Origin of the sequence: Micromonospora sp. CA-244673, assembly GCF_050948395.1 — a bacterium.
Classification (GTDB): domain Bacteria; phylum Actinomycetota; class Actinomycetes; order Mycobacteriales; family Micromonosporaceae; genus Micromonospora.
Map to the genome: position 1 here is coordinate 1588079 of NZ_CP192019.1, position 18509 is coordinate 1606587.

At 73.9% G+C, this 18509-nt stretch carries 17 protein-coding genes; 12 read left to right on the forward strand and 5 right to left on the reverse strand.

Going from position 1 to position 18509, the window contains the following annotated elements:
- Positions 1-207: 207 nt before the first annotated feature.
- Positions 208-675: a GNAT family N-acetyltransferase gene (locus tag ACQP12_RS07665; RefSeq protein ID WP_433286160.1), complete on the forward strand. Its 468-nt coding sequence runs from the start codon at positions 208-210 to the stop codon at positions 673-675.
- A 130-nt stretch (positions 676-805) separates the two neighbouring features.
- Here ACQP12_RS07665 and ACQP12_RS07670 read toward each other — a convergent pair whose 3' ends face one another.
- Positions 806-2899: an amylo-alpha-1,6-glucosidase gene (locus tag ACQP12_RS07670; RefSeq protein ID WP_433286162.1), complete on the reverse strand. Its 2094-nt coding sequence runs from the start codon at positions 2897-2899 to the stop codon at positions 806-808.
- Positions 2900-3056: 157 nt separating this feature from the next.
- Between ACQP12_RS07670 and ACQP12_RS07675 the strand changes: the two genes are divergently transcribed.
- From ACQP12_RS07675 to ACQP12_RS07690, 4 genes are all read left to right on the forward strand, one after another.
- The gene (locus ACQP12_RS07675; protein WP_433286164.1) at positions 3057-4034 is read left to right on the forward strand and encodes a LacI family DNA-binding transcriptional regulator; all 978 of its coding nucleotides are present in this window, start codon (positions 3057-3059) and stop codon (positions 4032-4034) included.
- 25 nt (positions 4035-4059) lie between these two features.
- Complete coding sequence (locus ACQP12_RS07680) at positions 4060-5307, forward strand: sugar ABC transporter substrate-binding protein (protein WP_433286166.1); 1248 nt, start codon at positions 4060-4062, stop codon at positions 5305-5307.
- A gap of 68 nt (positions 5308-5375) precedes the next feature.
- The gene (locus tag ACQP12_RS07685; protein WP_433286168.1) at positions 5376-6494 is read left to right on the forward strand and encodes a carbohydrate ABC transporter permease; all 1119 of its coding nucleotides are present in this window, start codon (positions 5376-5378) and stop codon (positions 6492-6494) included.
- A 1-nt stretch (position 6495) separates the two neighbouring features.
- The gene (locus ACQP12_RS07690) at positions 6496-7383 is read left to right on the forward strand and encodes a carbohydrate ABC transporter permease (protein WP_357942025.1); all 888 of its coding nucleotides are present in this window, start codon (positions 6496-6498) and stop codon (positions 7381-7383) included.
- Between the two features lie 46 nt (positions 7384-7429).
- On the opposite strand, the gene ACQP12_RS07695 is transcribed toward ACQP12_RS07690, so the two are convergent.
- The 3 genes from ACQP12_RS07695 to ACQP12_RS07705 all read right to left on the reverse strand — a co-directional run bounded on the left by ACQP12_RS07695 (position 7430) and on the right by ACQP12_RS07705 (position 9468).
- A complete protein-coding gene (locus ACQP12_RS07695) occupies positions 7430-7810 on the reverse strand; it encodes a VOC family protein (RefSeq protein WP_357942027.1) in 381 nt (126 codons plus the stop codon).
- A gap of 85 nt (positions 7811-7895) precedes the next feature.
- A complete protein-coding gene (locus tag ACQP12_RS07700) occupies positions 7896-8852 on the reverse strand; it encodes a sigma-70 family RNA polymerase sigma factor (RefSeq protein ID WP_433286171.1) in 957 nt (318 codons plus the stop codon).
- Positions 8853-8889: 37 nt separating this feature from the next.
- Complete coding sequence (locus ACQP12_RS07705) at positions 8890-9468, reverse strand: GNAT family N-acetyltransferase (protein ID WP_357942032.1); 579 nt, start codon at positions 9466-9468, stop codon at positions 8890-8892.
- A gap of 35 nt (positions 9469-9503) precedes the next feature.
- On the opposite strand from ACQP12_RS07705, the gene ACQP12_RS07710 reads away from it, so the two are divergent.
- The gene (locus tag ACQP12_RS07710; protein ID WP_433286173.1) at positions 9504-10814 is read left to right on the forward strand and encodes a glycosyltransferase 87 family protein; all 1311 of its coding nucleotides are present in this window, start codon (positions 9504-9506) and stop codon (positions 10812-10814) included.
- On the opposite strand, the gene ACQP12_RS07715 is transcribed toward ACQP12_RS07710, so the two are convergent.
- The gene (locus ACQP12_RS07715; protein ID WP_433286175.1) at positions 10713-11264 is read right to left on the reverse strand and encodes an N-acetyltransferase family protein; all 552 of its coding nucleotides are present in this window, start codon (positions 11262-11264) and stop codon (positions 10713-10715) included. The genes ACQP12_RS07710 and ACQP12_RS07715 overlap by 102 nt on opposite strands.
- A 79-nt stretch (positions 11265-11343) precedes the next feature.
- Here ACQP12_RS07715 and ACQP12_RS07720 point away from each other — a divergent pair, with 79 nt between their 5' ends.
- From ACQP12_RS07720 to ACQP12_RS07745, 6 genes are all read left to right on the forward strand, one after another.
- Positions 11344-12573, forward strand: coding sequence for a winged helix-turn-helix domain-containing protein (locus ACQP12_RS07720; protein WP_433286177.1), 1230 nt, complete (start codon positions 11344-11346; stop codon positions 12571-12573).
- A complete protein-coding gene (locus ACQP12_RS07725) occupies positions 12563-13126 on the forward strand; it encodes a DUF2752 domain-containing protein (RefSeq protein ID WP_433286179.1) in 564 nt (187 codons plus the stop codon). Before ACQP12_RS07720 ends, ACQP12_RS07725 begins: the two co-directional genes overlap by 11 nt.
- A 164-nt stretch (positions 13127-13290) precedes the next feature.
- On the forward strand, positions 13291-14028 hold the full coding sequence (thyX, locus tag ACQP12_RS07730; RefSeq protein WP_433289168.1) for an FAD-dependent thymidylate synthase: 738 nt from the start codon (positions 13291-13293) through the stop codon (positions 14026-14028).
- A gap of 52 nt (positions 14029-14080) precedes the next feature.
- Positions 14081-15007 carry a 4-hydroxy-tetrahydrodipicolinate synthase gene (gene dapA, locus ACQP12_RS07735; RefSeq protein WP_433286181.1) on the forward strand — a complete coding sequence of 309 codons (927 nt, stop codon included), beginning with the start codon at positions 14081-14083 and terminating at the stop codon, positions 15005-15007.
- Positions 15008-15058: 51 nt separating this feature from the next.
- Positions 15059-16747, forward strand: coding sequence for a ribonuclease J (locus ACQP12_RS07740; RefSeq protein WP_433286183.1), 1689 nt, complete (start codon positions 15059-15061; stop codon positions 16745-16747).
- 184 nt (positions 16748-16931) lie between these two features.
- The gene (locus ACQP12_RS07745) at positions 16932-18485 is read left to right on the forward strand and encodes a S1 family peptidase (protein ID WP_433286185.1); all 1554 of its coding nucleotides are present in this window, start codon (positions 16932-16934) and stop codon (positions 18483-18485) included.
- The last annotated feature ends 24 nt before the right edge of the window (positions 18486-18509 follow it).

An 18509-nucleotide genomic window follows, 5' to 3' on the forward strand; every position in this document is an offset into this window, starting at 1 on the left:
TGTCCGACGCCCGTCGACACCGCCACCTCGGCGACCTGGAGCGCCGTGCCGGTGAGGCGGCGGCCGGTGAGGCGGCGGTCGGGGAGTGGGTGGCTGGCCGTGCGGCGCCTGGTTAGGCGGCGTCCGGGGTGTGGGTGGCCGGTGAGGCGGGTTCGGCTGCGGCGAAACCGATGGCCCGGTGGGCGGGCCGGCCCTAGGCTGACCGCCATGATCGATTCCGGGCAGCGTGACCGCGCCGGCCGCCGGGTGACCCTGCGGCCGGTGGACGACGACAACTGGCGGGCGGTGGCCGACGTCGCTCCCCGCGACGACCAGCGTTCGTTCGTGCCGGCGCTGGCGGCCCGCTACCTGGTGCTGACCATGCGCTCGGACGTCTGGACCTCGCTCGCCGTGTGCGCGGACGAGACGGTGGTCGGGCACGTCATGTGGGGTGTGGACGACGACGGCTCACGCTGGATCGGCGGCATGGTGATCGACGCCGCCGAACAGGACCGCGGCGTCGGCCGCGCCGCCGTGCGGACCCTCACCGACTGGCTGGCCGAGGCCGGCCACCCGGTCCGCCTCAGCTACCACCCCGACAACACCCCGGCGGCCACCCTCTACACCTCCCTGGGCTTCCACCCCACGGGTGCCATGGAGGACGACGAACTGATCGCCGAACACCCCCCAACCTGACCCACCACCACCCCATCCCTGTCCACCCCACCCCTGCCCACCCCACCCCGTCGATCATGAAGTTGTTGTCACCGGCCGCGGCGTGTCGTGACAACAACTTCATGATCAACCGCGTGGGGCGGCCGGGGGGTCAGGTGGGGGTGTGGGTGGGGGCCTGGCGGGGGGTGGGGATCTTCAGGGGCGCGGGGAGGCCGGTCAGCGTCGGGTGGCCGGTGTGGTCGACGGTCACCGTGACCGGGGTGCCGGCGATCTGGAGGCCGGTGGCCGTGAGGGCTCCGAGTTCGGGTCCGGCCAGGGGGCGGAGGTCGACGCGGCCCGCGGGCACGTCGGGGTAGACGCCGAGGCCGGCCTGGAGGAGCAGCACCGCCGCCGCCGCCGACCAGGCCTGCGGGTGGCACGCCGCCGGGTACGGCACCGGCCGGCCGAACGCCGCCCGGTCGTCCCCGCCGTACAGCTCGGGGAGGCGGTAGTCGAACGCCTCGGCGGCCGCCAGCAGGCCGTCGGCGAGCCGGAGCGCCGCCGCGCGGTGGCCGGCCCGGGCCAGCCCGCCGAGCACGATGGCCGTGTCGTGCGCCCAGATCGACCCGCAGTGGTAGGACAGCGGGCTGAACCCGGCGTCGTCGGTGGACATGGTGCGCAGCCCGAAACCGCCCGCCAGCGCCTCGGTCGAGAGCAGGGCGGCGACCTGCGCGGATTCGGCGTCCGTGAGCAGCCCGGTGCCGAGCAGGTGGCCGATGTTGCTGGTCAGCGAGTCGACGGGGCGCTTGTCCCGGTCGAGCGCCAGGGCGGGCTGCGGGCCGTACGGGCCGTCGACCCAGAACGCGGCGCGGAAGCGGGCGGCGAGCCGGTCGGCGTAGGAGCGCCAGCGGTCGGCGCCGGGGCGGCCGAAGGCGTCGAGCAGGTCGGCCCCGTTCACCGCGGCCTGGTACGCGTACCCCTGCACCTCGGCCAGCACGATGGGCGACCGGGCGAGGCTGCCGTCCCGGAAGCGCACGGCGTCGCCGGAGTCCTTCCAGCCCTGGTTGGCGAGGCCGTGGCCGGTGGTGTCGATGTACTCGATGAAGCCGTCGCCGTCGGCGTCGGCGTGCTCGCCGAGCCAGCCGAGCGCCGCCTCCAGGTGGGGGAGCAGCGGCTCGACCTGGCCGGCGGGGAGCCCCCACCGCCAGGCGTCGTGCAGCAGCCCGACCCAGAGCATGGTCGCGTCGACGGTGCCGTAGTAGGCGGGCGGCAGCCGGAGCCCCTCGTCGAGGGTGAACTCGTGCCGGCGCAGCTCGTGCATGATCTTGCCGGGCGCCTCGCCGGTGGCCGGGTCGATCCGGGTGCCCTGCCGGCGGGCCAGCACGCGCAGCGTGCCGGCGGCCAGGTCGGTGCCGAGCGGCAGCATCATCCGGGCAGCCCAGAGGCTGTCCCGGCCGAAGAGGGTGAGGAACCAGGGCACGCCGGCGCCGAGGAAGACGTCCTCCGGGTGGGCCGGCTCGGCCAGTCGCAAGCCGCGCAGGTCGCCCAGGGCGCGGTCGAGGAGTCGGACCAGGCGGCGGTCGTCGGCGCGTACGGCCGGCTCGGACCAGCCGGGCCCGGGTGGGGCGGCGGTGACCACGGCCTTCGGGTCGGTGACGGCGAGCCGCCAGCGCAGCGTCACGGACTCGCCGGGGGCGAGCGTGACCGGCCAGCTCAGCCGGGGTGCGGTGGCGCGCTCGCCGGCGGCGTCCACGGTGGCCGCCTCGCCGGTGACGGTCACGGTGAGCCCCTCGGCGGCCCACTGGATCCGGCCCGGCTCGCCGGCCTTCGCCTCCAGCGGCGCGCCGCTCCCGCCGGACTTGACCAGCTCGATCGGGGCGAGGTCGCAGGCGAGGTCCACGCTGACCGTGGTGTGGACCGGGTCGGCGGCGGTGGACGAGACGACGAGTTCCTCGGTGACGCCGTGCGGGCCGGCCTGCCGGGTGCGCTCGACCCGCACGGTCGGGTCGGGGGTGGGGTCGCCGAGCCAGCGGGCCAGGGCGACGAAGCGGGCGCCGTGCGGCCCGGCCGCCCCGCGGGCCAGCGCTTCCGGCTCCCGCCCGTCCAGGCGCAGCTCGGCGCGGGAGAGCACCCGGGCGTCGGCGTGGAAGACGCCCTGGACGCCGTGCGGCCGGATCTGGCCCGCCGCGTCGCCCAGCGCGCTGGTGGGGGCGTGCACCGCGCCGACCAGGTCGTGCAGCAGGGGTTGCAGGTGGCGTTCGGACAAGGGGGACTCCCGGTGCTGATCGGTGGCCGGCGACGTCTTGACAGACGGCTCCGGCCGGTGCAAAGTGCGAAACATTCCAGAAACTTTGAACGATCTAATCCTGCCCCATCGGAGTTGGATCGTTCAAGGCGGCGAGAGGGTTTTAGTGGCTGAAAAGGTGACCATCGCGACGGTGGCCCGGCATGCCCAGGTGAGCCGGCAGACGGTTTCCAACGTGCTCAACGCGCCGCACATCGTCCGCGAGGAGACCCGGCGGCGGGTGCAGGAGGCGATCAGCGCGCTCGGCTACCGCGCCAACCAGGCCGCCCGGCAGATGCGGACCGGCCGCTCCCGCCTCATCGCCGTCCGCATCGAGCCCACCCGGGACGGGATCAACGGCTCGGTGCTCGACCGCTTCCTGCACGGCCTCACCGAGACCGCCGACGCCGCCGGCTACCGGGTCATGCTCTACACGGCCCGCGACGACGACCAGGAGATCGCCACCTACGACGACCTGCTCGGCGCGTACGACCTCGACGCGTTCGTGCTCACCGGCACGAAGCACGGCGACCCGCGCACGGCGTGGCTGGCCGAGCGTGAGGTGCCGTTCGTGACCTTCGGCCGGCCGTGGGACGCCCTCGACGGGCACCCCTGGGTCGACGTGGACGGGGCTGCCGGCACCGCCCAGGTCACCCGGCACCTGCTCGACGCCGGCCACCACCGGATCGCCTTCCTCGGCTGGCCGGCCGGATCCGGCGTCGGCGACGACCGGTGCGCCGGTTGGCGTACCACCATGACGGCGGCCGGCCACGACGTCGCCGGCCTGCGCCGGGAGAGCGAGGACGGCATCGCCGAGGGCGAGCGGGAGTTGCGCGACCTGCTCGCCCACGACGTGCCGCCGACCGCGGTGGTCTGCGCCAGCGACTCGCTCGCCCTCGGGGCGCTCCAGGCCGCACGCGACTCGGCCGCGCCGGTCGCCGTCGTCGGCTTCGACGACACCCCGGTGGCCGCCGCGGTCGGGCTGAGCAGCGTCAGCCAGCCCCTATCCGCGGCCGCCGCCCGCTGCGTCGACCTGCTCACCACCCTGCTCGACGGCCAGCCCACCGATCACCGTGTGCTGCTCACTCCCACGCTGGTGCTCCGGCACACGGCGTGACCACATCCCCCATCAGGAGAGTCAGATGACACCTCGCACCCTCACCCGGGCGGCGGTGGCCGGCTTCGCCGCCGTCGCCCTGTTCGGCTCCGCCGCGTGCGGCAGCGGCTTCGACGACTCCAAGAGCGACACCAAGCAGTCCAGCGGCCCGGCCAGCCTCCAGATCCTGATCGGCTCCTCCGGCGACGCCGAGACCAAGGCGGTGCAGGACGCGGCCGCCAAGTGGGCCTCGTCCAGCGGCAACACGGCCACCGTCACCCCGGCCCAGGACCTCACCCAGCAGCTCGGCCAGGCCCTGGCCGGCGGCACCCCGCCGGACGTCTTCTACGTCGACGCGACCCGGTTCGCCGACTACGCCAGCGTCGGCGCGCTGGAGCCGTACGGCGACAAGGTCAGCAACACGGACGACTTCTACGAGAGCCTGCGCACGACGTTCACCTACGACGGCAAGCTCTACTGCGCGCCGAAGGACTTCTCCACCCTCGCGCTGGAGATCAACACCGACCTGTGGGCGAAGGCCGGCCTGACCGATGCCGACGTGCCGACCACGTGGGACCAGCTCACCGCCGTCAGCGAGAAGATCAAGGCGAAGAAGATGGTGGCGCTCGCCCTCGGCGACACCCGCGACCGGATCGGCGCCTTCATGGTGCAGAACGGCGGCTGGCTGATGAGCAAGGACGGCAAGCAGCCCACCGCCGACACCCCCGAGAACCTCCAGGCCCTCCAGTACGTGAAGGGCCTGCTCACCAACGGCTACGCGAAGTTCCCGAAGCAGCTCGACTCCGGCTGGTCCGGTGAGGCGTTCGGCAAGGGCAAGGCCGTCATGACCATCGAGGGCAACTGGATCAAGGGCGCCCTGCAGAACGACTTCCCGAACGTGAAGTACAAGGTCGTGCCGCTGCCGGCCGGCCCCAAGGGGCAGGGCACCCTGTCCTTCACCCAGTGCTGGGGCATCGCCGCCAAGTCCAAGTTCAAGGACCAGGCGATCAAGTTCGTCGAGGCGATGACCGCGGGCGACCAGCAGGTGACCTTCGCCAAGGCGTTCGGTGTGATGCCGTCCCGGCAGTCCGTCCGCGAGCAGTACTCCAGCGCCTTCCCGGCGGACAAGCCGTTCATCGACGGCGTCGCGTACGCCCAGGGCCCGGTGAACGCCCCGAAGATGGACAGCGTCCTGCGCGACCTGGAGGCCGGCCTCCAGGGGCTGGCCACCGGTGACCCGAAGACGGTCCTGGCCAACTTCGACAAGAATGCCAAGGCGGCGCTCGGCGGCTGAGCGGTCGCGGAGGGGCCCGCACCGGGCCCCTCCGCGCCGGCTCCCACGGACAAGGAGGGAGGGACGGGATGGCAACCGAAGCGCTCCGCGCCCCGGCGACCACGCCGGTGAAACCGCCACGCCGTCGCGGCGGCGGTATCCGCGGCAACGAGAACGTCGCCGGCTGGCTCTTCGTCGCGCCGGTGATCGTGATCCTCGGGCTCTTCCTGCTGCTGCCGATCCTCATGGCGCTGTGGGTGAGCCTCACCGACTGGAACGGCCAGGGCAGCCCGTTCACCGCCGATGTGCCGTTCGTGGGCGGGAAGAACTACACCCGGCTGTTCGCCGAGGACGGGCTCGACCGCCGGGACTTCATGACCAGCATCCGCAACAACATGTACTACGTGGGCATCGTCGTGCCGGTGCAGACCGCGCTCGCCCTCGGCCTCGCCCTCGTGGTCAACAACCGGATGCTCAAGGGGAAGGGCTTCTTCCGCAGCGCCTTCTACTTCCCCTCGGTCACCAGCTCCGTGGCGATCAGCGTGGTGTTCCTGTTCCTGTTCGCCAACTCCGGCGCGGTCAACAAGCTCCTCGGCCTCCTCGGCATCAACGGGCCGGAGTGGTTCGCCGACTCCCGGGGCGTGCTGCACCTGCTGTTCGGCGCGGTCGGGATGGGCACCCCGCCCGGCGCGCTCACCTCCGGCGGCCCGTTCGGGCTGACCTGGTGGGACTGGCTCTCCGGGCCGAGCGTGGCCATGGTGTCGATCATCTGCCTGGTCATCTGGACCACCTCGGGCACCTTCATGCTGATGTTCCTGGCCGCGTTGCAGAACGTCCCGGTGGCCCTCGACGAGGCGAGCACCCTCGACGGGGCGACCCGCTGGCAGCGCTTCCGCCACGTCACCCTGCCGCTGATCAAGCCCACCATGTTCCTGGTGCTCACCCTCGGCCTGATCGGCTCCTGGCAGGTCTTCGACCAGGTGTACGTGATGAGCCAGGGCGACCCGGCCAAGACCACGCTCACCCCGGCGTACCTGTCGTACCGGACCGCCTTCCGGGACTTCGACTACGGCTCCGGGGCGGCCATCTCGTTCGTGCTGTTCCTGATCATCATCCTGTTGACCCTGCTCCAGCGCCGGGTGATGGCCGACCGGGACGAGCCCCGGCGCGCCCGGTGGTGGCGGCGACGCGTACCGGAGGGGTCCTGACATGGCCGTGCTCACCGACCGGCCGGCGGCGCCCGTCGCGCGCCGCACCGACCGCGGGCCGCGCGCCCGGGTCAACCGCATCCTCGGGTACGCGGTCCTGATCGCCTTCGGGCTGGTCTTCCTCTACCCGTTCGTCATCCAGCTCGGCAACTCGCTCAAGACCGAGCCCGACGCGGCGGCGAACCCGCTCTCACCCTTCCCCGACGCGCTCACCCTGGCCGGCTTCGAGCGGATCTTCGCGGGCACCAACTTCCCGCTCTGGCTCGGCAACTCGCTGCTGGTCACCGTGCTGGTCACCCTCGGCCGGGTCTTCTTCGACTCGCTCGCCGGCTACGCGCTGGCGCGGCTGCGCTTCCGGGGCCGGGCCGGGCTGTTCGCCGCGATCATCGCGGTGATGGCGGTGCCCGGCGTGGTGCTGCTCATCCCGAAGTTCCTGGTGCTCAAGCAGCTCGGCCTCTACGACAGCTACGCGGGCCTGGTGGTGCCCCTGCTCGCCGACGCGGCCGGGGTCTTCATCATGAAGCAGTTCTTCGAGTCGGTGCCGGTCAGCGTCGAGGAGGCCGCCCGGATCGACGGCGCGGGCGTGTTCCGCACCTTCTGGTCGGTGGTGCTGCCGATGGCCCGGCCGGCGCTGATCACGCTGACCATCCTGTCGTTCCAGGGCTCCTGGAACGAGTTCCCGCACAGCCTGGTCTCGGTGCAGGACCCGCACCTGTTCACCCTGCCCCGGGGGCTGGCCGACCTGGTCAGCGGGTCGCTCGGCAAGGGCACCCAGTATCCGCTCAAGCTGGGCGCCGCGCTGCTCGCCACCATCCCGGTGGCGGTGCTCTTCGTGGTCTTCCAGCGCTACTTCGTGCGCGGCGCGAACGAGGGCGCCGACAAGGGCTGACCGGCGGCCGGCGGTCCCGCCCCGTGCCGGGACCGCCGCCCCCGGCTCAGCCCTCCTGGAGCACCGAGAACACGTTGCCGGCCGGGTCGGTGAACCAGGCGATCGACGGGCCGTTGCCCCGCATGACCCCCTTGTCGTCCTGCGGCATGCCCTCGTAGCGCTCGAACCGCACCCCGCGCGAGGCCAGCCCGTCCACCGCCCGGTCGATGTCCGGGACCGGGAAGTTGAGCACCGTGTAGGTCGCCGGCCGGTGGTCGGGCTTCGGGTAGACCAGCACCGGCCGGTCCCCGGCCAGGTGCAGGGTCAGCAGGCCGCCCATCGCGTCGTCGCGGGACACGCGCAGCCCCAGGACGTCGGTGTAGAACCGCTCCGCGCGGTCCGGGTCGTCCACCGAGAATCCGCTGAACGCCTTCGTGTCCCTGAACATGACCCGCTCCTCACTCCGCCGGTGCGCCGCCTCCGTCGTGCCTACCAGGGGTGGACGGCGCGCGGGACGGAAACTCATCGGACGGTCAGGGATCGAGCCGGGTCGGCAGACCGAAAAGCGGGAACAGCCGGGGGTCCAGGAAGTGGCTGAGCCGGGCGATCCGCCCCCCGGCGCACTCCAGCAGGGTGATCGAGAAGGCCCGGTGACCGCCGGCGGGGTCGACCCGGTACTGGGCGACGGCCGGGCCGCCGTTCGCGGCCACCCGGACCAGCCGGGAGCCCCGGCAGCCGGCCCCCGGGCCGCTCAGCCAGCGGCCGATGTCCGCCGGGCCGCGCAGCCACATGCGGTAGGGCGGCATGCACTGCACGGCGTCGGCCCGCAGCAGCGCCACCAGGGCGTCGACGTCGTAGCGGGCGAAGGCGTCCACGTAGCGGTCGAGCAGGTCGCGGTCGACCGGGTCGAGATCAGGACCGACACGCCCCTCGGCGCGCACCCCGGCCAGGGTCGCCCGGGCCCGCTGGAGCGCGCTGTTGACCGCCGGCACGGTGGCGTCGAGCAGGTCGGCCACCTCGTCGGCGCGCCAGCGCAGCACGTCCCGCAGGATCAGCACGGCGCGCTGCCGGGCCGGCAGGTGCTGGAGCGCGGCCACGAACGCCAGCCGCACCGACTCCCGGGCCACCGCCAGCTCCGCCGGGTCGGCCGGGAGCACCGCCGCGTCCGGCACCGGCTCGACCCAGTCGCCGGCCGGCGTGCCGAGCGACCCGGCCACCGGCGCGGCCGGGCCCTCCAGGTCGACCGGCAGGGCCCGCCGGCCGCGCCCGCGCAGCAGGTCCAGGCAGACGTTGGTGGCGATCCGGTAGAGCCAGGTGCGCAGGCTGGACCGGCCGTCGAAGCCGTCCCGGCCGCGCCAGGCCCGCAGCAGGGTCTCCTGCACCGCGTCCTCGGCGTCGAACACCGAGCCGAGCATCCGGTACGCGTAGCCGGTCAGCTCGACCCGGAACGGCTCGAGGTCGCTCGTCGCGGGCGCCGCTGCGGTCGTCATGCCGCCAACGGTAGGCGGTGCCCCCGACAGCGCGTACTCAGGAAGCGGCCGGCTCGGTGGGGACGCCGACGTGCAGGCGCACCTGGGGGACCAGCATGTCGTCCACGTCCAGCGCGCGGGCCGCGCCGTCCGGCTCCCAGCCGGTCGAGGTGAGGAACGCACGGGTCGCCGCGTCGGCGTCGAACGCCCAGGCCACCGCGCGGGTGAAGCCGTCCTCCCGCCAGTGGTCCACCATGGCGGCGAGCAGCCGGCTGCCGTGCCCGCGCCGGCCCCAGCGCGGCTCGACCAGCAGGTCGGTCACCGCCGCCACGCCGTCGGCGAGGGCCTCGGCCGGCTCGCCCGGCGCGAGCGCCTCGGCGTCGGCCGGACCGGAGGCGGCGAACCCCACCAGATACGATTGCTCGGCCTGTTCGACGGCGACCAGCACGCGGTGCGCGCCCGAGGGCGGCTCCTGCACCGCGGCGCTCCACCGCCGGGCGAGGTACGCCTCGTCCAGGTTGTCGAGCACGTGCCGGGGCAGGATCCGGCGGTACGCGGCCCGCCAGGTGGCGAGCTGGAGGCGTGCGATCTCGCCGGCGTCGGACGGACGCGCGGGGCGGACGTACCCGAGAGCCATGGCACGTGAGCCTACGCAGGGCGAGGAGGGCGACGGTGGCGCAGGGTGCCAGGCGGACGATCGCGCAGGTCGTCGCCGTGGTGGCGCTCGCCGTCGCGGTGACCGCGTTCCTGTCGGTGGCGGCCGTGCGGCACGGCTTCTTCGACCTCAAGGTCTACTACGGCGCGCTGACCTTCTGGGTGCACGACGGCGGGGAGATCTACGACTTCCTCAAGGGCGGCACCCAGTACGGCTTCACCTACCCGCCCTTCGCGGCGCTGGTCATGCTGCCGATGGCCTACCTGCCGTGGCCGGCGGCGATCACCGTGAGCGTGGCCGCCACCGTGGTGGTCAGCACCGTGGTGATCTGGTGGCTGCTCGACCCGGTGGCCCGCCGCGCCGGCTGGACGCGCTGGTTCGTCCTGGCGGTGGCGCTCTGCCTGGCCGCCGCGTACGAGCCGATGCGCGAGACGGTCAACTTCGGCCAGGTCAACATGCTGCTGCTGTTCCTCGTGGCGGTGGACCTGCTCCGGCTGCTGCCGGCGCGCAGCCGGTGGGCCGGGGTGGGGATCGGACTGGCCACCGCGATCAAGCTGACCCCCGGCATCTTCATCGTCTACCTGCTGGTCACCCGCCGCTGGCGGGCCGCGTTCACCGCCATCGGCGCGGCGGCCGCGGCGACCCTGGTGGCCGCCGCGCTCTTCCCGGACGCCTCCCGGGAGTTCTGGACCGAGGCGCTGTGGAACACCGACCGGGTGGGCGAGCTGGCCTTCGTCTCCAACCAGTCGCTGCGCGGCGTGGTGGCCCGGCTCCACCCGGAACACCCGAGCACCGTCGCCTGGCTCGCGCTGGTCCTCGCCACCCTGATCGTCTGGGGCTGGCGCTCCCGGGCCGCGGTGGCCGCCGGCGACGAGGCCACCGGCCTGGCGCTGACCGGCGCCACCATGTGCCTGGTCAGCCCGGTGACCTGGGTGCACCACCTGGTCTGGCTGCTGCCGGGGCTGATCCTGCTGGTCGACAACGGCATGGCGGCCCCCGCCCGCAGCCTCCGGCGCCGCCTGCTGCTGGCCGGCGCCCTCGTCGGGTACGCCCTCCTCATCAGCCGGATCGTCTGGGCGTGGGAGAAGGACTTCACCGGCGTGGACGGGTTCCTGGGCAGCAACACCTACGTGTGGATCAGCCTCGCGCTGCTGCTCGCCCTGCCGATCCGCCGCTGGGCCACGCCGACCGGCGGCGGTCCCGCCGAGCCGGGCGGGCCGGCCGGGTCAGCCGTCGAGCCGGGCGGTGTAGCGCAGCTCCCGGAGCCGGACCGGGTCCCGCCCGCCGTGCAGCGGCACCGCGTAGGTGGACTCCTCCCCGTCCGGTGACAGCCCGGCCCGCTCGTAGAAGCGGCGGGCCCGGGCGTTCTCGGCGAGCACCCAGAGCCGGTATTCCGCCAGGCCCCGCTCCGCGAGGCCGGCCCGGGCCGCCGCGAGCAGCGCCTGAGCCGCCCCGCTGCCCCACCGGGCCGGGTCCAGGTAGACCGCCAGGATCTCCCCGTACGCCGGGTCGAGGTCGCCGCGGTCCTGGTTGTTCCGGTACGGCCCGAAGGTGGTGAACCCCTCGATCGTGCCGTCCGCCTCGGCGACCAGCGTGGTGAACGGGTGCTCCGGGTCGGCCGTGCCGAGGTCCCGGCGGCGCTGGGCCCAGGCGGCCGGGTTCAGCCGGTCGAGCACCTCGGCCGGCATGATGCCGGCGTACCCGGCCTGCCAGCCGCGGATGTGCACCCGGGCGATGGCCTCGGCGTCGTCCGGTTCCTCCCGGCGGATGGTGTGCACCCGTCCGTTCTATGCCGCGCCGGGCGATCGGTCCAGCCACCGCACGGGGTGTCGTACCGGTGGAATAAGGTCCCCGACGATGGCCGTACCGGAATCGCTCTCCCTCGCCCAGGCCCGCCGGATCGCCCTGGCCGCCCAGGGCTTCGCCGACCCGGCGCCCACCGGCGTGCCCACCCGCCGGCACCTGCGCCGGGTGCTCGACCGGGTCGGGCTCATCCAGATGGACTCGGTCAACGTGCTGCAACGCGCGCACTACCTGCCGCTCTACAGCCGGCTCGGTCCCTACCCGACCACCCTGCTCGACTCGGCCGCCTACCGGCGCCCCCGCGAGCTGTTCGAATACTGGGCGCACGAGGCGTCGCTGGTCCCCGTGGGGCTGCACGCGGCGCTGCGCTGGCGGATGGCCAAGGCCCACGACGAGGCGTGGGGCGGGATGCGCCGGATCGCCCAGGAGCAGCCCGAGCTGGTCGCCTGGGTGCGCGACGAGGTGGCCGCCCGGGGTCCGCTGACCGCCGCCGAGATCGAGCACGACGCACCCCGGGAGACCGGCAACTGGGGCTGGAACTGGTCCACGGTCAAGCGGGCGCTGGAGTTCCTGTTCTGGGCCGGCGAGGTCACCGCCGCCGACCGCACCACCTCGTTCGCCCGCCGCTACGACCTGCCCGAGCGGGTGCTGCCGGCCGCCGTGCTGGACGCGCCCACCCCGAGCGCCGCCGACGCCCACCGCGCGCTGGTGGCGATCGCCGCCCGGTCGCTGGGCGTGGCCGCCGAGCCGGAGCTGCGCGACTACTTCCGGCTGCCGGTGGCCGGCGCCCGGCAGGCGATCGCCGAGCTGGTCGAGGGCGGCGAACTGACCCCGGTCACCGTCGCCGGCTGGCGGCAGCCGGCCTACCTGCACGCCCAGGCGCGGCTGCCCCGCTGGGTGCGCGGCAACACGCTGGTCAGCCCGTTCGACCCGCTGGTCTGGGAACGGGCGCGCGCCGAGCGGCTGTTCGACTTCACCTACCGGATCGAGATCTACGTGCCCGCGCCGCAGCGGGTCTACGGCTACTACGTGCTCCCCTTCCTCCAGGGCGAGCGGTTCACCGCCCGGGTCGACCTCAAGGCCGACCGGAAGGCCGGGGTCCTGCTCGTGCCGGCCGCCTGGGTCGAGCCGGGCGCCGACCCGGGGGAGACCGCGGTGGCGCTCGCCGCCGAGCTCTACCGGCTCGCCGGCTGGCTCGGCCTCGACGCGGTAGCGCCGCCCGCCGCGGGCGACCTGGCCGCCCCGCTGGCCGCCGCCCTGGTGGGTGTGGCCGGTGTACGGTGAGCGCGTGACGAGCGTTGACCGGCCGGCCGCCGCGCCCGACCCGCACCCGGTCCCGCCCGCCGGGGCGGAGGCCTGGCCTGCCGGGGCGGCATACCCGGCGGTCGAGCCGGACCGGTTCACCCGCCTGGTGCTGCGGCTGCACGCCCGCGCCCCGCGCTGGGCGGTGCCCCTCGCGGCGCTCGGCTGCGTCGGCCTGGGCATGGCCTACGCCCTGCTGAGCGACCCCACCCACAGCGACCCGGACGCCCGGCCGACCTGCCTGCTCAAGCTCACCACCGGGCTGGACTGCCCGGGCTGCGGCGGCACCCGCGCCCTCTGGTACGTGCTGCACGCCGACCTGCCCGCCGCCGCCCGGCACCACTTCCTCTTCGTCTTCTCGCTGCCCTTCCTGGCCTGGCTCTTCGTGAGCTGGGCGGGAAACCGGGCGTTCGGCTGGCGGCTGCCGGAGCTGCGGATCAGCCCCAGGGTGATCGGCGGCTTCCTGGCCCTCTGGTTCGCCTTCTCGGTGGCCCGCAACCTGCCCTGGGCCCCGTTCACCTCGCTCTACGTCTGACCGGCCGGACGCCTCCGCCGCCGGGTTCCGCCGAGATCTTGGACACTTGCCGTTCGGAGCGAACGGGACGTGTCCAAGATTCGCAGCCGGTGCCGCGTTTCACGTCCGCGCGCCCAAGTTTCGCCCGAGGCCCGGGGGCCACTACAGTCGCAGGAATGCCGGAGATGGTGCAGCCCCAGGTCAAGCTGATCGCGTGGACCCAGTTCCAGGCCCCGGACGACGTGCCGTGGTCGACCGACGCGGAGGGCGGTCAGGCGCTCGCCGAGTTCGCCGGCCGGGCCTGCTACCAGAGCTGGAAGAAGCCCAACCCGGCCACCGCGACCAACGCCGGCTACCTGGCGCACATCCTGGACGTGGGGCACCTGTCCGTGCTGGAGCACGGCTCGGTGAGCTTCTACTTCAGCGGGGTGTCCCGGTCCTTCACCCACGAGCTGATCCGGCACCGGCACTTCTCCTACTCGCAGCTCTCCCAGCGCTACGTCCCGGAGCGGGACGCGGCCATGGTCGAGCCGGCCGTGATCGCCGAGGACCCGGAGCTGCACAAGAAGTTCGTCGAGGCGGGCGAGGCGGCCGTCCGGGCGTACAACGAGCTGTTGGAGGGCCTGGAGGCCCGCTTCACCGACGAGCCCAACCCGACGCTGCGCCGCAAGCAGGCCCGGCAGGCGGCCCGGGCGGTGCTGCCCAACGCCACCGAGACCCGGATCGTGGTCACCGGCAACTACCGGGCCTGGCGGCACTTCGTCAAGATGCGCGCCACCGAGCACGCCGACGTGGAGATCCGTGAGCTGGCCGTCGAGTGCCTGCGGCAGCTCCAGGGGGTCGCGCCGAACGTCTTCGCCGACTTCGCGATCTCCACGCTGCCCGACGGCACCGAGGTGGCAGCCTCTCCGCACGCCGAGTGAGTCGTCGCCCTTCGCCGCCGGAGCCCCGGTGGTCGTCCGCTAGGTTGTGAACATGACGCACGACCTCCCTGCCGCCGCGAACCGGGGCGCCTCGCGCCCGTTCGGGCGACTGATCACGGCCATGGTGACCCCGTTCACCGCCGACGGGTCGCTCGACCTCGACGGGGCCGTCCGGCTGGCCAGCCACCTCGTCGACGAGCAGGGCAACGACGCGCTGGTGCTCAACGGCACCACCGGCGAGTCGCCGACCACCACCGACGCGGAGCAGGAGGCCCTGATCCGCGCCGTCGCGGAGGCGGTGGGCGACCGGGCCCGGATCGTCGCCGGGGTGGGCACCAACGACACCCGGCACACCATCGAGCTGGCCGCGCAGGCGGAGAAGGCCGGCGCGCACGGCCTGCTGGTGGTCACGCCGTACTACAACAAGCCGCCGCAGAGCGGGCTGCTGCGCCACTTCACGGCGGTCGCCGACGCCACCGGGCTGCCGATCATGCTGTACGACATCCCGCACCGGGCCGGCACCGAGATCGCCACCGAGACCCTGGTCAAGCTGGCCGAGCACGGCCGGATCGTCGCGGTCAAGGACGCCAAGGGCGATCTCACCGCCACCTCCTGGGTGCTGGCCCGCAGCGACCTGGCGTTCTACAGCGGCGAGGACGCGTTGACCCTGCCCGCCCTCGCGGTCGGCGCGGTCGGCGTGGTCGGCACCTCCACGCACTTCACCGGCGTGCCGACCAAGCAGATGATCGAGGCGTACGAGGCGGGCGACACCGCCTCGGCGCTCGCCCTGCACCGGCGGCTGCTGCCGCTGTTCACCGGCATCTTCCGGACCCAGGGCGTGATCCTGGTGAAGGCGGGCCTGGCGGCCAAGGGCCTGCCGGCCGGCCCGGTGCGACCCCCGCTGGTGGACGCCACCGGCGACGAACTGGCCCAGCTGCGCGCCGACTGCGCCGCGGCGGGCCTGCCCCTTCCCGAATGACCGAACGACACGACGGACGCCGCGCGACGGCGTCGCAGAATGAGGTGACGCGTGACCGAGGCGCACATCGAGGGTGAGCTGCCCCCGCCGCTGCCGGAGGGCGGCCTGCGGATCATCCCGCTCGGCGGACTCGGCGCCATCGGCCGGAACATGACGGTCTTCGAGTACGACGGCAAGCTGCTGATCGTCGACTGCGGGGTGCTCTTCCCCGACGTCGAGCAGCCGGGCGTGGACCTGATCCTGCCCGACTTCGGCCCGATCCTGGACCGGCTCGGCGACGTGCAGGCGATCGTGCTCACCCACGGCCACGAGGACCACATCGGCGCGGTGCCGTACCTGCTCGCCCACAAGCCGGACATCCCGCTGGTCGGTTCGCAGTTCACCCTGGCGCTGGTCGAGGCGAAGCTGGCCGAGCGGCGGATCCAGCCGTACACGCTGACCGTCGCGGAGGGGCGGCGCGAGCGGCTCGGCCCGTTCGAGTGCGAGTTCTTCGCGGTGAACCACTCGATCCCCGACGCGCTCGCCGTGGCCATCCGCACTCCCGCCGGCCTGGTGCTGCACACCGGCGACTTCAAGATGGACCAGCTCCCGCTGGACGGCCGCATCACCGACCTGGCCGGTTTCGCCCGGCTCGGCGCTGAGGGCGTGGACCTGCTGCTCTCCGACTCCACCAACGCGGAGATCCCCGGCTTCGTCACCCCGGAGCGGGAGATCGGGCCGGTGCTCGACTCGATCTTCGCCAAGGCGCGCGGCCGGATCATCGTGGCCTCGTTCGCCTCGCACGTGCACCGGGTGCAGCAGGTCTTCGACTCCGCCGTCGAGCACGGCCGCAAGGTGGCCCTGATCGGCCGGTCCATGGTGCGCAACATGGGCATCGCCCGCGACCTGGGCCTGCTCAACATCCCGCCGGGCCTGGTGGTCGGGCTGGAGGAGGCCACCACGCTGCCGCCCGAGCAGATCGTGCTGATGTCCACCGGCTCGCAGGGTGAGCCGATGAGCGCGCTGGGCCGGATGGCCAGCGGCGACCACCGGCACATCACCATCGCCCCCGGCGACACCGTGGTGCTGGCCTCCTCGCTGGTGCCGGGCAACGAGACCTCGGTCTACCGGGTGATCAACCGGTTGGCCCGGGCCGGCGCCACCGTGATCCACAAGGACGTGGCCAAGGTGCACGTCTCCGGTCACGCCCCGGCCGGCGAGCTGCTCTACCTGCTCAACGTCACCCGCCCGAGCAACCTCATGCCGGTGCACGGCGAGTGGCGGCACCTGCGGGCGCACGCCCGCCTCGGCATCGAGTCCGGCGTCGAGGCGGACCGGGTGGTGCTCTGCGAGGACGGCGACGTGGTCGACCTGGTCGACGGGCGGGCCAGCCTGGTCGGCCACGTGAAGAGCCGGTACGTCTACGTCGACGGTCTCGCCGTCGGCGACGTCAGCGAGTCGCTGCTCACCGAGCGGCGGATCCTCGGCGACGGCGGCTTCATCGCCACCACCGTGGTGGTCGACTCGGTCACCGGCAAGGTGGTCGGCGGGCCGACCCTCTCGGCGAAGGGCTTCTCCGAGGACCCGGGGGCGTTCAACCCGGTCATCCCGCTGGTCACCGAGGCGCTGAACCGGGCCGCCGCGGACGGCATCACCGACCCGCACCAGCTCCAGCAGATCGTCCGGCGCACCGTCGGCCGCTGGGTCAACGACGCGTACCGCCGCCGGCCGATGATCGTGCCGACGGTCGTCGAGGTCTGACCGCCGCGAGCGCCGCACGCCGGTCCACCGTCCGCGGTGGGCCGGCGTCGCCGTTTCCGGGTACGCCCCGGAGCCGTCCCGCCACGCTCCGCCGATCCTGACCCGTCGCGTTCAACCGATCGGCGCCCGTCTCCGTACTCCGTGCCGGCAGGCGTACCCGCGCCGGCCGGGAGGAGCGTGGCGGATGGACCGCAGACGGATGACAGCCATCGGCGTACTGGTGGCGGCGGCGGGCACGGCGGCGGCGGTGACCCTGCCGTCGTTCGCCGGCGAGAACCCGACCCGGCGGACCGCCCCGGTGGCGTCCGACGGCGTCGCGCCCGAGGTGCTGGACGCGCTGAGCCGCGACCTGTCGCTCACCCGGGACCAGGCGGCCCGGCGGCTGAAGACCGAGCGGTGGGCGTCCGGCACGGTCACGAAACTCCGCGGTGAGCTGGGCGCCGACTACGGCGGCAGCTGGCTCGGCGCCGACGGGACGACGTTGAACGTGGCGGTGGCCGATCCGGCGCAGGCGGCCCGGGTGACCGCCGCGGGCGCGGTGCCGAAGCGGGTCGAGCGCGGGGTCGCCGAGCTGGACGCGGTGAAGACACGTCTCGACGCGGCCGGCCGCGCGGCCACCCCGGACGTCGCCGGCTGGTACGTCGACGTGGCCACCAACTCGGTCGTGGTGGTCGCCCAGCCCGGCGCGGAGGCGGCCGGCCGCCGGTTCGCCGAGGCCAGCGGGCTGCCCGCCGGCGCCGTGCGGGTGAAGACCGCCGACGAGGCGCCCCGCCCGCTGTTCGACGTGCGGGGCGGCGACGCGTACTTCATCAACAACGCCGGCCGCTGCTCGGTCGGCTTCTCGGTGGTCGGCGGCTTCGTCACGGCCGGGCACTGCGGCCGCCCGGGGGACCGGACCGCGGGCGCGAACCGGGTCGCCCAGGGCACGTTCGCGGCCTCCTCGTTCCCCGGCGACGACTGGGGCGTCGTCGAGGTCAACGGCCAGTGGACGCCGCAGGGCGTGGTCAACGACTTCAACGGCGGCACGGTGCCGGTGAACGGCTCCACCGAGGCCCCGGTCGGCGCCTCGGTGTGCCGCTCCGGCTCGACCACCGGCACCCGCTGCGGGGTCATCCAGGCCAAGAACGCCACCGTGAACTATCCGGAGGGGACGGTCACGGGGCTGACCCGGACCGACGTCTGCGCCGAGCCGGGCGACTCGGGCGGGGCCTGGCTCTCCGGCGACCAGGCGCAGGGCGTCACCTCCGGCGGTTCCGGCGACTGCACGCGGGGCGGCGTGACCTTCTTCCAGCCGGTCAACGAGATCCTCCAGCGCAACAACCTGACCCTGGTCACCGCGGGCGCCCAGCCCTCCGCGTCGCCGGCCGGAGGCGGGGCCACGGCGCCGCCCGCCAGCACCGCACCGGCCACCCCGCCGGCCGGCGACGCGACGGACTGCACCGGGCAGGTGAGCCGGACCGGCCGGATCGCCGCCGGCCGGGCGCAGGTCCAGCCGGACGGCCGCTTCTTCCGGGTGTCCGGCGGCGCCCAGGAGGCGTGCGTGTCCGCACCGGCGGGCGCCCGCGTGGTGCTGGAGCTGCAACGCTTCACCGGCACCACGTTCCGCACCGTGGCCCGCGCCGGCAGCGCCGACGGGCTCGCCCGGCTGACCGCGGACACCCCGGCCGGCGCCTACCGGTACCGGGTCGTCGGGCTGGCCGGCGCCGGCGAGTACACCCTGGCGTTCTCCGCCCGCTGAGCCGCCGCCGGGTCGACCCCCGGC

What these genes read in the sequence shown, in the direction of transcription:
- ACQP12_RS07665 (WP_433286160.1), top strand. Translation starts at nt 208, where the DNA reads ATGATCGATTCCGGGCAGCGTGACCGCGCCGGCCGCCGGGTGACCCTG.
- ACQP12_RS07680 (WP_433286166.1), top strand. Translation starts at nt 4,060, where the DNA reads ATGACACCTCGCACCCTCACCCGGGCGGCGGTGGCCGGCTTCGCCGCC.
- ACQP12_RS07685 (WP_433286168.1), top strand. Translation starts at nt 5,376, where the DNA reads ATGGCAACCGAAGCGCTCCGCGCCCCGGCGACCACGCCGGTGAAACCG.
- ACQP12_RS07690 (WP_357942025.1), top strand. Translation starts at nt 6,496, where the DNA reads ATGGCCGTGCTCACCGACCGGCCGGCGGCGCCCGTCGCGCGCCGCACC.
- ACQP12_RS07695 (WP_357942027.1), bottom strand. Translation starts at nt 7,810, where the DNA reads ATGTTCAGGGACACGAAGGCGTTCAGCGGATTCTCGGTGGACGACCCG.
- ACQP12_RS07700 (WP_433286171.1), bottom strand. Translation starts at nt 8,852, where the DNA reads ATGACGACCGCAGCGGCGCCCGCGACGAGCGACCTCGAGCCGTTCCGG.
- ACQP12_RS07705 (WP_357942032.1), bottom strand. Translation starts at nt 9,468, where the DNA reads ATGGCTCTCGGGTACGTCCGCCCCGCGCGTCCGTCCGACGCCGGCGAG.
- ACQP12_RS07720 (WP_433286177.1), top strand. Translation starts at nt 11,344, where the DNA reads ATGGCCGTACCGGAATCGCTCTCCCTCGCCCAGGCCCGCCGGATCGCC.
- thyX (WP_433289168.1), top strand. Translation starts at nt 13,291, where the DNA reads ATGGTGCAGCCCCAGGTCAAGCTGATCGCGTGGACCCAGTTCCAGGCC.
- dapA (WP_433286181.1), top strand. Translation starts at nt 14,081, where the DNA reads ATGACGCACGACCTCCCTGCCGCCGCGAACCGGGGCGCCTCGCGCCCG.
- ACQP12_RS07745 (WP_433286185.1), top strand. Translation starts at nt 16,932, where the DNA reads ATGGACCGCAGACGGATGACAGCCATCGGCGTACTGGTGGCGGCGGCG.